General features: G+C 36.3%; 11 protein-coding genes. 1 reads left to right on the top strand and 10 read right to left on the bottom strand.

Features of this window, described 5'->3' with window-relative positions; genetic code table 11:
* Window positions 1-8 precede the first annotated feature (8 nt).
* The 4 genes from P278_RS08250 to P278_RS08235 all read right to left on the bottom strand — a co-directional run bounded on the left by P278_RS08250 (window position 9) and on the right by P278_RS08235 (window position 7,499).
* Window positions 9-467, bottom strand: coding sequence for a MarR family winged helix-turn-helix transcriptional regulator (locus P278_RS08250; protein WP_038264825.1), 459 nt, complete (start codon window positions 465-467; stop codon window positions 9-11).
* Window positions 468-607: 140 nt separating this feature from the next.
* On the bottom strand, window positions 608-2,380 hold the full coding sequence (locus tag P278_RS08245) for an AMP-dependent synthetase/ligase (protein ID WP_038264822.1): 1,773 nt from the start codon (window positions 2,378-2,380) through the stop codon (window positions 608-610).
* Between the two features lie 121 nt (window positions 2,381-2,501).
* Window positions 2,502-6,173 carry a phosphoribosylformylglycinamidine synthase gene (purL, locus tag P278_RS08240; protein WP_038264819.1) on the bottom strand — a complete coding sequence of 1,224 codons (3,672 nt, stop codon included), beginning with the start codon at window positions 6,171-6,173 and terminating at the stop codon, window positions 2,502-2,504.
* Between the two features lie 111 nt (window positions 6,174-6,284).
* On the bottom strand, window positions 6,285-7,499 hold the full coding sequence (locus P278_RS08235; RefSeq protein WP_038264816.1) for an RsmB/NOP family class I SAM-dependent RNA methyltransferase: 1,215 nt from the start codon (window positions 7,497-7,499) through the stop codon (window positions 6,285-6,287).
* 154 nt (window positions 7,500-7,653) lie between these two features.
* Between P278_RS08235 and P278_RS08230 the strand changes: the two genes are divergently transcribed.
* Complete coding sequence (locus P278_RS08230; protein WP_038265510.1) at window positions 7,654-8,775, top strand: WD40/YVTN/BNR-like repeat-containing protein; 1,122 nt, start codon at window positions 7,654-7,656, stop codon at window positions 8,773-8,775.
* A gap of 24 nt (window positions 8,776-8,799) precedes the next feature.
* On the opposite strand, the gene P278_RS08225 is transcribed toward P278_RS08230, so the two are convergent.
* The 6 genes from P278_RS08225 to P278_RS08200 form a co-directional block, all read right to left on the bottom strand.
* A complete protein-coding gene (locus P278_RS08225; protein ID WP_038264813.1) occupies window positions 8,800-9,258 on the bottom strand; it encodes a hypothetical protein in 459 nt (152 codons plus the stop codon).
* A gap of 1 nt (window position 9,259) precedes the next feature.
* Window positions 9,260-9,775 (bottom strand): hypothetical protein, encoded by a 516-nt coding sequence (locus tag P278_RS08220; RefSeq protein ID WP_152973913.1) that lies wholly within the window; start codon window positions 9,773-9,775, stop codon window positions 9,260-9,262.
* 33 nt (window positions 9,776-9,808) lie between these two features.
* The gene (locus P278_RS08215) at window positions 9,809-10,351 is read right to left on the bottom strand and encodes an RNA polymerase sigma factor (protein WP_038264807.1); all 543 of its coding nucleotides are present in this window, start codon (window positions 10,349-10,351) and stop codon (window positions 9,809-9,811) included.
* Window positions 10,352-10,594: 243 nt separating this feature from the next.
* Window positions 10,595-12,421 carry an ABC transporter ATP-binding protein gene (locus P278_RS08210; protein WP_038264804.1) on the bottom strand — a complete coding sequence of 609 codons (1,827 nt, stop codon included), beginning with the start codon at window positions 12,419-12,421 and terminating at the stop codon, window positions 10,595-10,597.
* The gene (locus P278_RS08205; protein ID WP_038264801.1) at window positions 12,421-14,142 is read right to left on the bottom strand and encodes a phospho-sugar mutase; all 1,722 of its coding nucleotides are present in this window, start codon (window positions 14,140-14,142) and stop codon (window positions 12,421-12,423) included. Before P278_RS08205 ends, P278_RS08210 begins: the two co-directional genes overlap by 1 nt.
* A 26-nt stretch (window positions 14,143-14,168) precedes the next feature.
* Window positions 14,169-15,128, bottom strand: coding sequence for a glycosyltransferase family 2 protein (locus P278_RS08200; protein WP_038264798.1), 960 nt, complete (start codon window positions 15,126-15,128; stop codon window positions 14,169-14,171).
* Window positions 15,129-15,141 lie beyond the last annotated feature (13 nt).

Below are 15,141 nucleotides of genomic sequence, written 5' to 3'. Positions count from 1 at the left end.
ATGGCCTCTTATGATTGATCTGTTTTAATTTCTTTGGTGTAAACTTTTTTTTCAGTAATGAGTTCATTAATTACTTCCATTACACTAAAAAAGCCGTCTAGTTGTTCTTCTGTTACTGCTGATTTAACGACATCATTAAACCTTAACACTACAGCTTTGGAGATCTCTCTTTTTTCTTTCCCGAAAGGAGTTAAGCAAATTAATACGCTTCTACCATCATCCGGATTGGGTTTACGACGAATAAGACCTTTCTCTTCCATGTTTTTCAGGATACGGGATAAACTTGTTGATTCCATACCCATTTTAGGTCCTAAGGAAGTAGAAGGGGTTCCTTTTTCAGGGTCAACACTTAACAGGGTAAAGCCTGTAGCCATTGTGGTGTCGAATTTTGCTGCTTCTTCATTATACATTCTGGCCACAGCTTGCCAAGTTGCCCTTAAGGCATAATCTATCGTTTTATCTTTCATTTATTTTAGTTATGCATTCCTCAAATATAATAAAAAATACTATGCATGCATAATAAATAAAAATAAAATTGTGTTAATGATCTGAAGTAAACGATACAAAAAACTCCTCTTAAAAAAGAGGAGTTATATATAAGTGTTGGTTAACGTCCATAGATCTCATTGTAAAGATCCATGTACTTTTCTTTAATTACTTTCCTTTTAAGTTTCATGGTAGGCGTAAGATGCCCAGCTTCGATACTCCATACATCAGGAGTTAATTTAAATACTTTGACGCGCTCCCATTTACCAAAGTGTGTGTTAAATACATCAACTTCTTCTTGAATGCGTTCTATTAAAGCCTCATTTTTACTGATAGCTTCGAGGCTATTTCCCAGATCAACGTTATGACGTCTGGCCCATTCTTCCACAAATTCAAAATTTGGCTGGATTAGGGCCCCTGGCATTTTCTCACCTTCACCTACAACCATTATTTGTTCTATAAAACGAGATTGCTTCATTTCATTTTCAATGAGTTGAGGAGCAACGTACTTCCCTCCGGAAGTTTTAAACATTTCTTTTTTACGATCCGTAATTTTCAGGAAGCCTTCTTCATCAATTTCTCCGATATCGCCGGTATGAAAATAACCGTCGGTCATTACGCCAGCTGTTTTTTCAGGGTCTTTATAATAGCCAGCCATTACATTAGGTCCTTTACACAGAATTTCTCCATCATCTGCTATTTTCACATCGACATTCGGAAGCATTTTACCAACAGTTCCAATTTTCCATCCTCGGTTACGTTGATCATTGACAGCTATTACCGGTGAGGTTTCTGTAAGGCCATAACCTTCCATAATCGGGATCCCTGCAGCTGCAAATATTCGAGCTAGTCTTGGTTGAAGCGCAGCACTTCCGGATACCATTATTTTAAGATGTCCGCCTAATCCTTCCTGCCATTTGCTAAAAATGAGCTTTCTCGCAATACTTAATTTTTTTTCATACCACCATCCGTTATCACCATAGGGTTCAAACTCTTCTCCTAATTCCAATGCCCAAAAGAATAGTTTCTTTTTTATTCCACTTAACTCCGATCCCTTTGCATAGATTTTATCGAAAACTTTTTCGGTGAGTCTCGGCACAACGGTCATGACATGAGGTTGAACCTCTTTTAAATTCTCACTTATTTTATCGATAGATTCTGCAAAGTGGATGCGAATACCACAATATTGGTATAAGTAAACAACCATTCTTTCAAAGATATGACAGATTGGTAAAAAGCTTAATGCTTTATCTTTAGGGTCTAAAGGAACGCGTTCTTCACTATCAACCACATTTGAGACAATATTTCGATGCGTGAGCATTACTCCTTTGGGTCTACCTGTAGTTCCTGAGGTATAAATAAGGGTAGCTAAATCATCTGGTTGAACTTTGTCTTTACAAGCTTCAACATCACTTTGATTGCTGTCATCTTCTCCTAGCTCTAAAACTTCACTCCAATGTTTACATCCTTCAATATGATTGAAGCTGTAAACTTCTTTTAGGCTAGGAACATTATTTTGTATGGCCCGAACCTTGGTAAGCACTTCTTCGTCCGAAACAAAGCAGTATATTGACTCAGAGTGATTTAAAACATATTCATAATCCTCCTCGGAAATGGTAGGGTAAATCGGGACGTTTTGAGCTCCTGTTTGTAAAATACCAATATCCATTATATGCCATTCAGTTCGATTTGTAGAAGAGATAATTGCTATTTTATCATTGGCATTTACCCCCATTCTTAATAATGCTCTACTGATTTTATTGGCATTGTCTATGTATTCCTGTGAAGAAGTTTTTACCCAATTGTTATTATGCTTTGAAACCAAAGCATCTTCTAAATTGAATTTTTCTAGTTGAAAATAAGGAATGTCAAACAATCGGGTAACTTTATTCATATCTATATGAGATTAAGAGAATTGCAAAATATAAAAAATGCCCTTTAATTTCAATAGATGTCATAAAAAAAGGAGTTACTTATTAGCAACTCCTTAATATTTAACATTCTATATTTTTAATTTATTTGTTTTCAAGCCATTTTCTTGCATTTACAAAGGCTTCTAACCATGGTGAAACTTCATCTTTGCGACCATCAGGGTAATTAGCCCAGTTCCATTGGAATATGGATCGTTCAATGTGAGGCATTGTCACTAAATGTCTTCCCGTTTTATCACAAAGCATGGCAGTGTTATAATCTGAGCCATTAGGGTTAGAAGGATACCCTTCGTATCCGTATTTTGCAACTATATTATATTGATCTTCTGAAAGTGGCAATTGGAATTTACCTTCTCCATGAGAAATCCATACTCCAAGAGTTGTTCCTGTTAAAGTAGAGAGCATAACAGAATTATTCTCCTGAACTTTAACAGAGGTGAATGAACTTTCGTGTTTATGAGAATCGTTGTATGTCATTTTTCCGTGAACCTCATGTTCAGGGTTAATAACTTCCAATTCCATGAACAGCTGACAACCGTTACAAATACCTACAGATAGGGTGTCCTCTCTATCGAAGAATTTCTTAAGTGCATTATTTGCTTTTTCGTTGTATAAGAATGCACCAGCCCATCCTTTGGCACTTCCCAGAACATCAGAATTTGAAAATCCACCAACAGCTCCAATAAACTGAACATCTTCCAGAGTTTCGCGACCTGAGATTAAATCGGTCATGTGAACATCCTTGACATCAAAACCGGCTAAATACATAGCATTTGCCATTTCGCGTTCAGAATTACTACCTTTTTCTCTTAGGATTGCAGCTTTAGGTCTGGAATGGGTTTGACCTGACAACTGAACTACATCACTTAATTTTCCCGTAAAATTATCAGGGAAATCGTATTGTAGCGCTTGATTTTTATAATTGTCAAATCGATCTTTAGCAAGGTTATTTGCCGTTTGTTTTTGATCTAACAGATAAGAGGTTTTGTACCATATATCTCTGTATTCCGAAACATTGAAGCTAAAAGAATCTTCATTATTGATTATGTCAACTATACCAGATTGATTAGCATTCCCTATGTTGAAGAATTCTATTCCATTGTCACGCAGGGTGTCTTCTACAGATGACTGAGCCTGGAATACAATACCTGCATTTTCTGAGAATAGCACTTGAATTGAGTCTGAATTCCCCAGCACACTTAAATCTAGTTTTGCTCCCAGATTGTTATCCGCGAAACATAATTCTAATAAGGTAGTTATAAGTCCTCCGCTGGCAACATCATGTCCAGCCTTAATGCTATCTTCTTTGATTAATTTTTGTATCGTATTGAAGATGGTTTTAAATTTAGCAGCATCTTTAATGGTTGGCGTTTCCTTACCAATCACATTTAAGATCTGATTGAAAGAAGAGCCTCCTAATTTAAAATTATCTTGGGATAGATTAATATAATAGATGTTTCCACCGTCTTTCTTCAAAACTGGCTCAACTACTTTATTAATATCGTTGCAATTCGCAGCTGCAGAAATAATAACAGTCCCCGGGGCTATGACTTCCTCATTTGGATATTTTTGTTTCATTGAGAGGGAGTCTTTTCCTGTTGGAATATTAATTCCCAGTTCGATTGCAAAGTCTGAACAACCTTCAACAGCATCATAAAGGCGAGCATCCTCTCCTTCATTTTTGCATGGCCACATCCAGTTAGCTGAAAGCGATATGCTTTTTAGTCCATCTTTTAATGGAGCCCAAACAATATTGGTTAATGACTCTGCAATAGAATTTCTACTACCTGCAACCGGGTCTACCAGGGCAGAAACAGGGGAGTGGCCTATTGAGGTAGCAATTCCTTCTTTACCCCGAAAGTCCAGGGCCATAACACCGCAGTTGTTAAGAGGTAATTGCAGTGGACCAGTACATTGCTGTTTGGCAACACGACCACCTACACAACGGTCTACTTTATTTGTTAACCAGTCTTTACAGGCAACAGCTTCTAACTGTAAAACCTGTTGAAGATATTCTTCCACTTTTTCAGTGGTATAATCTGGATCTTTATAATTACGTTTAATATTTGTGTCATTCATAATGGTTTTTGGTGAACTTCCAAACATATCAGAAAGTTCAAAATCCATAGGTTTATCACCATTAGATGAAGATTCAAATGTAAATCTATGATCGCCGGTTACATCACCTACTTCATACATAGGGGAACGTTCACGATCTGCGATCTTTTTTAATTTATCTATTTTTTCTTGAGAGATAACTAATCCCATACGTTCCTGACTCTCATTTCCAATAATTTCTTTGGCTGATAATGTGGGATCTCCAACGGGAAGTTTGTCAAGATCAATTTTTCCACCTGTTTCTTCGACGAGTTCAGATAAACAGTTAAGGTGTCCACCAGCTCCGTGGTCGTGAATGGAAACAATATCATTTTCATCACTTTCTACCATTCCACGAATAGCGTTGGCGGCACGTTTTTGCATTTCTGGGTTTGACCGTTGAACAGCATTTAATTCGATACCGCTTTCAAATTCACCGGTGTCAGCCGACGAGACAGCTGCTCCTCCCATACCAATGCGGTAGTTTTCGCCACCCAGGATGACTATTTTATCTCCTTTTTCAGGTGTAGCTTTTATGGATTGATTTTCTTTACCGTATCCGATACCACCGGCGAGCATAATTACTTTATCAAATCCAAGTTTTCTCGCTTCCTCCTCATGCTCAAAGGTTAAAACGGATCCTGTAATTAACGGTTGTCCGAACTTATTTCCAAAATCAGAAGCTCCATTGGAAGCTTTGATTAAAATGTCCATAGGTGTTTGATATAACCATTTACGCTCATTCATTGCTTGTTCCCAAGGACGGTTCTCCTCTAATCTGGAGTAGGAAGTCATGTAAACTGCCGTTCCAGCTAGAGGTAATGATCCTTTACCACCTGCCAAACGATCCCGGATTTCACCACCACTACCTGTTGCTGCACCATTAAATGGTTCTACAGTAGTAGGGAAGTTATGTGTTTCTGCTTTTAGAGAGATAACCGAATCATAGTCTTTTACTTGATAAAAATCAGGTTTATCAGCACTCTTTGGAGCGAACTGTTGCACTTTCGGTCCTTTAATAAACGCTACATTGTCTTTATATGCAGATACAATATCATTAGGATGGGTTTCAGATGTTTTTCTAATTAATTTGAAGAGCGAAGAAGGTTTCTCTTCACCATCAATTACAAAGGTACCATTGAAAATTTTATGGCGACAATGTTCTGAATTTACTTGAGAAAATCCAAAAACTTCTGAGTCCGTAAGCTTTCTTTCCAGTTTCGCAGAAAGTTTATTCAGATATTCAATCTCTTCATCACTTAAAGCTAATCCTTCCTTAATGTTGTAGGCAGCAATGTCTTCAATCTCAATTATTGGCTCTGGTTCAATATCAATGGTGAATATGTTTTGATCTAGTGCTGTGTATTTTTGAGAAAGCATCGGATCATAATCTTTGTCACCTTCCGTAGAAGCAAAATATTCTTCAATTCTTTTGATACCGGAAATACCCATATTCTGAGTGATCTCGACCGCGTTGGTACTCCAAGGCGTAATCATGGCAGCTCTTGGGCCAATGAAGTAAGCATCAATGTTTTGTGATGCAATTTGTGATTGATTACCGAATAGCCAAACTAATTTTGAGATGTCTTCTGAATTTAGTTCACTGTCGGTTTGAACTGCGTAAACTTTGGTTTTTGGATTACCGAAGAAAAGGATCATAAAAATGATGTTTGTTGTGTTGTTATTTAAAGCGCAAATTTAACCATTTATAAGAAAATAACCGCAATAAAAAATCCCGCAAAAAGCGGGATTTTTAAAATTAAGGTGTTGTTATGCTTTTCGTTCTAACAGCGCCATATAAAATCCGTCAAAACCTGATTGATGCGCCAATATTTTTTTGTCTTCTATTAGCTTAAAATCGGTACCAGAATCTGATTTTAAGAACGTTTCTACCTGTTCCTGATTTTCTGATGGTAAAATGGAGCAAGTAGCATAGACCATTTTGCCACCGGGTTTTACCATTTTAGAATAATCCTGTAAGATTTGCTTTTGCGTTTCTTTAATATCTTCTATAAAATCGGGTTGTAATTTCCATTTGGCATCCGGATTTCGGCGAAGAACTCCTAATCCACTACATGGGGCATCGATGAGCACACGGTCCATTTTACCATGAAGTTTTTTAATAACTTTCGTGGAGTCAATTTCTCTTGTTTCGATATTATGAGCACTGTTTCGTTTAGCTCTTCGTTTTAATTCTTTGAGTTTGTTGCCATAGATATCCATCGAAATCACTTGTCCTTTATTTTCCATAAGGGCCGCTAAATGGAGAGACTTTCCTCCTGCGCCTGCACATGCATCTGCAACGCGCATACCCGGGCTTACGTCTAAAAAACTTGAGACCAGCTGCGAAGAAGCATCCTGAACTTCAAAAAGACCATCCTTAAAAGCTTGAGTGGTAAAAACATTCGCACGCTCTTTAAGTTGCAATGCATCTGGATACCCTTTGATGGATATGGTCTCTATATCATTATCAAATAGAATTCCTTGTAGTTTTTCTTTGTTGGTTTTCAGGGTGTTTACTCTTAGAATAACTGTTGCTTGTTCATTTAAGGCGGCTATTTCTTTAGTCCAGAGTTCACTTCCTAATTCCTGTGTTCCTAAATCATCCAGCCAATCGGGGATCGATTCTCTAAATTTTCTTGTTTTAGAAAGCTCATCGAATTTACCTTTAATTCTACGGGCAGGTGTGCCTGTTAATTGCTTCCAATCAGGTAGCTGAATTCCTCTTAATACCGCCCAAACGGCAAAAATTCGCCAAAGGTTATCTCGGCGATATGGTTCTTTAACTTCAGCTATTTCTGCATACAAACGTTTCCAGCGAACAATTTCGTATACTGTTTCGGCTATAAAGCCGCGATCTCGCGCCCCCCATCGTTTATCTCTCTTTAAGAGTTTCTCAACAACTTTGTCGGCATATTCATTTTCATTAAAAATGAGATGGAGTCCATCAATTACCGCAAAAACCAAATTTCTATGTAATCTCATAAGTATTTAATTGCGCGACAAAGGTAGGGTTTTACGTTGAATGTATTATTTTTGATTAAACTCATTTATAAAAGTTATATTAAAATAAGTTTTAGTTACCCAGGTGTAAAATTCGGTTTAAAAAGAACTCTATAAATTAATAAAAATGAAACAGATGAAAAAACTTATGCTCTTACCGCTGGTATTACTTATGCTGGTAGTTTCTTGTAAGCAATTACAAAAGGAAAAGGAAGAGGTAAAAGAAGAAGAGACAGAGGAAATTGACGAAATTAAAGACACACCTGAAAAAGAAGCAGATTATGTAGCTCGTGATATTTCTGAGGTTGATATTGTTGAAATTTATGATGGGGAATTAAGTATTCGCGCAATCACCATTATGCAAGGAAATCTGGCATTTGCAGGTTCGAAGAACACCTATGGAATTTATAACACAGATTCAAAGACGACCAGAACATCAACGGTTGAATTTGATTCATTGGATATTGAATTTAGAGCAGTTGCCAGCACCTCTTCTGACTTTTATATGTTGTCTATAGCAAATCCAGCAATTCTAATAAAAACCGGAGATAACGGTCAATTAGATTTGGTGTATAAGGAGGAGCACGAAAAAGTGTTTTATGATAGTATGACATTTTGGAATGATTTGGAGGGAATTGCGATGGGGGATCCTGTCGAAGATTGTATTTCGATAATAATCACTCGTGATGGAGGCAAAACATGGAGAAAGTTAACCTGTGATATTCTACCAACGGCAGCAGAGGGAGAGGCTGCATTTGCTGCCAGTGATACCAATATTAAGGTGGTTGGTGATAAAACCTGGATTGTTACCGGAGGTACAAAAAGCAGGGTTTTGTATTCTCCTGATAAAGGTGAAACATGGGAGGTTTTTGATACGCCAATTGTAACTGGAGATGCTAAAGGTATCTATTCTGTTGATTTTTATGATGATACTAATGGGATCGTTATAGGCGGAAGTTTTAAAGAACCAAATGACTCTATTGCCAATAAGGCTGTAACCAATGATGGAGGCAAAACCTGGAAATTAGTAGCAAGCGGTCAAGCACCGGGATATAGATCGTGTGTTCAGTATGTGCCAGGAGGGATGGCCAAAGAAATAGTAGCCTTAGGCTTTAAAGGTATAGATTATAGTAAGGATGGCGGTGTAACGTGGAAACATCTTTCCGATGAAAGTTTTTATACCCTAAGATTTTTAAACGATTCTGTTGCCTATGCAGCGGGTAATAATAGAATAGCAAAGCTTACCCTTAGAGAATAAAAAAAGCGGCATTTGCCGCTTTTTTTATTCTTTTCTCTCTTTACCCTTTCGTCTCTCACTTCTTAACTGATCGATCAGTTTTCGGTGAAATTCCCATTCTGCCCTTTGAAGCATCATTATTTTGCTGTAAGGTAGTACAGCTTCCAGCTTGGTTAGCATATTTCTTCTGTTGGAACACATATGGTTTTCCAGAGATAGCCATTCCTGATACATTTTTTTGGCTTTAGATTCAGATAGGTCCTCCAGCGGAGTTTCTTTTAAAGTTTTTTTTATTTTACCCATTTCTTCATACTTCAATTTATGCATGGTTTCGTCATATGAGTTGTAAATAGGCCAAAAGCTTTCTGCCTCTTGGGTTGTAAGAGCAAGTTTTTCGGTTATGAAGGCTACTTTAAGTGCTTTGATTTTTTCATGTTTACTTTCTTGTGCCTGAAGCACTGATACAAAGAAACATATAGCAAATAATGTAAATAACTTTTTCATTTTATTGGGTTATGGTTAGCTCCTCGTAAGGATCTATATTTTCATTTAAGTATTCAATTAATTCTTCTTCCGTTATTGTGTTGTTTAGTATTTGAACCTGATCAATTTCTTCTTCGGAAGAAAAATAATCTTCAATATCTAAACTGAATAAACTGGTATAGTTCGTGTTGATATATTCTTCCACCTCAGTTACGGGTATATTTTCCATACTTGTTTTTGGGGCGAAAGGATTAATAATACTAAGAACCAATATAAAAACAGCAGCTATGCTAGCCACCGTAATAAATCGGGTTTTGTTACGCTGGTAAAGAGAAATAATACTTTTATCAGATGGTAATTGTGTTTCCACCCGATCTTCAATATTGTTAAAATAGCCTTTAGGTGTTTTAAAACTATAAGTCCGGGGGATATGACACTCCTGAGTTGATATTTTATCGAAAATATCATCTTCAAGGTTGTCAAAATACCCTTTAGGGATCTTGAAGTTATTGGCTTTATGTAAATTGTTCTTTCTCAACACGTTTGTTTGACTTTTTATTTATTAAAAAGTTTAATCACTGGTTAAAAATTCTTCAATTTTCTTAACGGCATGATGATAGGATGCTTTTAGGGCTCCTACAGAGGTTCCTAAAATTTCAGAAATGTCATCGTATTTTAAACTATCGTAATATTTCATGTTAAAAACAAGACGCTGTTTTTCCGGAAGTGCGGCAATTGCTCTTTGTAATTTGAGTTCTATTTCACTACCATCAAAATAGATGTCAGCTTCCAGGTTATTTACTATAGATTCCTGAAGTTCTTCGTTGGTAATGTTTAGTTTTTTGGCTTTACTGTTCAGGAGAGTAATTGATTCGTTAGTTGCTATACGGTATAGCCAAGTATAAATCGAACTGTCGCCTTTAAAATTGTCGATATTTCTATAGGCTTTAATAAAGGTATTTTGTAACACGTCATCAGCATCATCATGATTTAAAACGATTCTACGAATATGCCAGTATAGGCGTTGTTTATTTTGGGTAATAAGGTCTCTGAACGCATGTTGTTGCGTTTTCTTATTTTTAAGTTGTTCGATAAAAACAGATTCCTGTGTCAAATTACCTTAATTTTTCTTTTTAGACTCTGAAAATATTTTAGCGTTTAAAATGTGTGTTTAATTGTTAATAACTTGTTGAAAACTATGCATTTCATCGAAAAACGGTATTTTTCTCACGATGAAATACATATTTTTTATATTTTAGTATTGTTAATAATACAACCTAGACCCCAAATACCACTATATTATATTGCATTATTTTGGTTAGGATGTAGCTTTCAAAGGTTACATCCTTTTTTATTTTTATTCAAAGGATTGCATTTCAACCAATTTTCTGTAGGTTCCTTTTAGGTTGAGCAATTCATTGTGTGTTCCTTGCTCTACAATTTCTCCTTTCTGCATAACAATAATTTGATCAGCGTTTTGTATAGTAGATAGTCTATGGGCAATAACCACAGAAGTTCTGTTCAACATCATGTTTTCCAGAGCCTTTTGAACAAGTTTTTCGCTTTCAGTATCCAGGGCAGAAGTAGCCTCGTCGAGAATCATAATAGGGGGGTTCTTCAAAACTGCCCGGGCAATCGATAAACGTTGTTTCTGTCCGCCACTTAGTTTTCCACCCGCATCTCCTACGTTTGTGTCAAAACCATTTGGCAAATCTTTTATGAATTCATACGCATTCGCAATTTTGGCTGCTTCTAATATTTCGTCATCGGTAGCATCCGGCTTTCCTAGTTTTATATTGTTGGCTACCGTATCATTAAATAGAATAGAGTCCTGAGAAACAACTCCCATTAAAGAGTGTAAGGAATGCTTGGTTATTTGTTTGATGTTGATATTATCAATTTCGATACTTCCTTCATCGATATCATAAAATCGTGTAATAAGATTGGCTATGGTGCTTTTTCCGCTACCGGATTGACCAACCAAGGCAATAGTTTTACCTTTAGGAATCGTTGCAGAAAAGTTTTTAAGGACATAATCGTTTTCATATTTGAACGATATATTGTTAATGCGTATTTCTTTTTCGAAACTGTTTTTAACAATGGCATCAGGAGCGTCCTTAATGGGATTTTCGGTGTTTAGTAGTTCCAGAATCCTTTCTGCTGCTCCGTTACCTCTTTTTAAGCTATAGCTTGCCTTCGAAATTCCTTTTGCCGGTGTGAGTATATTATAAGCAAGAGTGATATATCCTATAAAAAAACTTGCTTCCATACTATCGTCAATGAAAACCAGATATCCACCATATACCAATAATATGCCGATAACGATGATTCCCATAAGTTCACTCATTGGGGAAGCTAGATTCTGTCGGTTCAAAACGGAGTTTGAGAATCGGTAATATCGCTCATTGGAAGCTTCAAACTTTTTTTGAAAAGCATCTTCTGCATTAAATGCCTTAATGATTCTTAGTCCCGACATTGTTTCTTCAAGGATGGAAAGAAATATACCTTGTTCTTGCTGTACTTTTACGGATTTCTTTTTAAGAGATTTACCAATTTTAGAAATTAGAAATCCAGATATTGGAATAAATACGAACACAAATAAGGTTAACTTCATGCTAAAAACAAACATGGCAATTAACGAGAATAATATCGTTAAGGGCTCTCGTACAATCATTTCCAGTACAGATAATAGTGAGTTTCTTACCTCTTCTACATCTGCGCTTATTTTTGAAATAGTGTCACCTTTTCTCTTTTCTGAATAAAACGAAAGCGGTAGCGCAACTACCTTATTGTACATGGCATTACGGATATCTTTTAAAACTCCATTACGTAAAAATGTAATGTAGTACATCGCCATGTAATTCGATATGTTTTTTAATAAAAATAAAGAAATGATGATGCCGACCATTAGCATCAGAACTTTAAAACTGCCATAAGTTGTTATCAGTGTTGATAACTCATAATTCAGGTAATCTTGGGTATAATCTTTTAAAGATCCGAGTCCTTCATATACGGGTTTGGTATATACTTCTTTTTTATCACCAAAAATTACTTTTAATACTGGAACCAATGCTACAAATGACAATGTTCCGAATAACGCGTAAAGGATATTAAAGAAGATGTTTAAATACGCATACCTTTTGTAAGGTTTGGCAAAGCCTAGTATTTTTTTGAAATAATCCATTAATTGAAGTTCAGTTCTTTGATAATACGGTCAATTTTGCTATCGAGTTCATTCTGGGTAGCTTCAAAGTCGTCTATTGATTCTAAAGGCTTATTTACACTAATATAAAACTTGATCTTTGGCTCGGTACCACTTGGTCTGGCTGCTATTTTTGTTCCGTCTTCAGTGTAATATATTAGAACATTAGACTTTGGAATTTGAATAGATTCCTTAACTCCGGATTGTAGGTTGTAGGAAATGGAAGTGCTATAATCTTCAATTTTGAGAACTTTAGAGCCATCTATAGATTGAACAGGTTTCTCTCTTAAATCGATCATCATTTTTTTAATTTCTTCTGCACCACTAATTCCTTTTTTCGTAATTGAAATCAACTTTTCTTTATAAAAACCGTAATCTACGTATGCCTGTAGCAGGTCTTTATAAAAGGAGCTTTTATTCGCTTTGGCTTCAGCAGCAATTTCACAGGCGAGTAGGGTAGCGGTTACCGCATCTTTATCTCTAACGAAATCACCAACCATAAATCCGAAACTTTCTTCACCACCTCCAATGAAAGGTTGTTCTGGATGGTCTTTAATCATTTTAGCAATCCATTTAAAACCGGTAAGTCCAATTTTGTATTCTACCCCGTAAGCATTTGCCAGTTCATTCATCATTGGCGTAGATACGATTGTTGAGGCTATAAATTCGTTACCTTTTATTTGATCTTTCCTTTTCCATTGATCTAATAAAAACTTAGTCATCATCACCATAGTCTGATTACCGTTAAGTAAAATCATTTTACCGTGGAGGTCTCTAACCGCGATGCCCAGACGATCACAGTCCGGATCGGTACCAACGACCATGTCAGCATCTATTTCATCGGCCATTTTAAGTGCCATTGTCAAGGCTTCAGGTTCTTCAGGGTTTGGAGATTGAACAGTAGGGAAGTTACCATCCGGTTTCGCTTGTTCTTCAACAATATGAACATCAAATCCTGCTCTTTTTAGGACTTCGGGAACCGTCGTTATTGAGGTTCCGTGAAGTGAGGTGAAGACAATTTTAAACTGATCTTTTCCTTTGGCATTAAAGCTTCCATTTTCAAGGGAAGCATTGATAAAGGCTTCATCAACGTCTTTATCTATAAATTTAATTAAGCTTTCGTTTGAATTAAAGTTGATATCGGTAAAATCGAGTGAGTTAATCTCATTAATTATTTCACCATCTTGCGGAGGTACTATTTGTCCTCCGTCTGTCCAATAAACTTTATATCCGTTATATTCGGGTGGATTATGTGAGGCCGTTAATACAATTCCACACTGACAATCTAAATATTTAACGGCAAAAGAAAGCTCGGGAGTTGGGCGTAATTCTGAAAACAGGTATACGGTTATCCCGTTTGCAGACAAAACATCGGCTACAACTTTGGCAAGTGTATTACTATTGTGTCGGCAATCGTAGGCAATAGCCACTTTATGCGCAGCTTCGGGATATACTTTTTTCAGGTAATTGCTTAATCCCTGTGTGTTTTTTCCCAGGGTATATTTATTTATACGATTAGTTCCAACACCCATTACCCCCCGCATTCCTCCGGTTCCGAATTCAAGATCTTTATAAAATCGTTCTTTTAGTTCTTCAGGGTTATTATTTATTAAATCCTGTACTTCTTTTTTCGTATCAGCATCAAATGAACTGCTAAGCCATTTTTTGGCATTGTCCATTACTTTTTCTAAAGAGATGTCCATAAAATATTGTTATTAAGTCATAACACTTATGTGTTAATCATTTCAGAAATTTTATATCGTTCATTACTGGTACGTTTATTTCTTAGGATAATTTCACCTAAAAAGCCAGCCATGAAGAGCTGAGTACCGATAATCATAGTGGTCAAAGATATATAAAACCAAGGGTTTTGGGTTACCAGTATGGTGGGCAAATCGTGGTATAATTTATATAATTTCGAAACACCTATAAATCCAGCTGTCAGGAAGCCTATGAAAAACATGAGTACTCCCAGCGCTCCAAAAAAGTGCATAGGTCTCTTACCGAATTTAGATATAAACCAAATTGTAATTAAATCCAGAAAACCATTAATAAAGCGCTCCATCCCAAATTTAGTTTTACCATATTTTCGGGCTTGATGTTGAACAACTTTCTCACTGATATTCTTGAAACCAGCATTTTTTGCCAAGACGGGGATATATCGATGCATTTCTCCGTATACATCTATATTTTTAATAACCTCATTTCTGTAGGCTTTGAGGCCGCAGTTAAAATCGTGAAGTTTTACTCCTGATGTTTTTCTTGCCGCCCAATTAAAGAGTTTTGAAGGTAAATTTTTTGAAATTACCGAATCGTATCGCTTCTTTTTCCAGCCTGAGACTAAGTCATTTTTTTCTTTAATGATAAGATTGAAAAGTTCAGGTATTTCTTCCGGGTTGTCTTGTAAGTCGGCATCCATGGTTATAACCACATCTCCCTGGGCTAAATTAAAGCCGGCATGTAAAGCTTGTGATTTACCATAATTTTTAAAGAAACGGATTCCTTTTACATTGGAGTCCTTCTGGGAAAGATTTTTGATTTTTTTCCAGGAATCATCAGTGCTTCCGTCATCAATAAAGATGATTTCATACGAAAAACGATTGGACTGCATAACCTTAGCAATCCAATCGTGAAGTTCGTTTAATGATTCATATTCGTTAAGTAGCGGTATTACTACTGATATATTCATGTACGTTATCTCT

Source organism: Zhouia amylolytica AD3 (assembly GCF_000511935.2).
Classification (GTDB): Bacteria; Bacteroidota; Bacteroidia; order Flavobacteriales; family Flavobacteriaceae; genus Zhouia; species Zhouia amylolytica.
The sequence above is the reverse complement of the archived record's forward strand: the minus strand, read 5'-3'. Positions and strand labels throughout refer to the sequence as shown.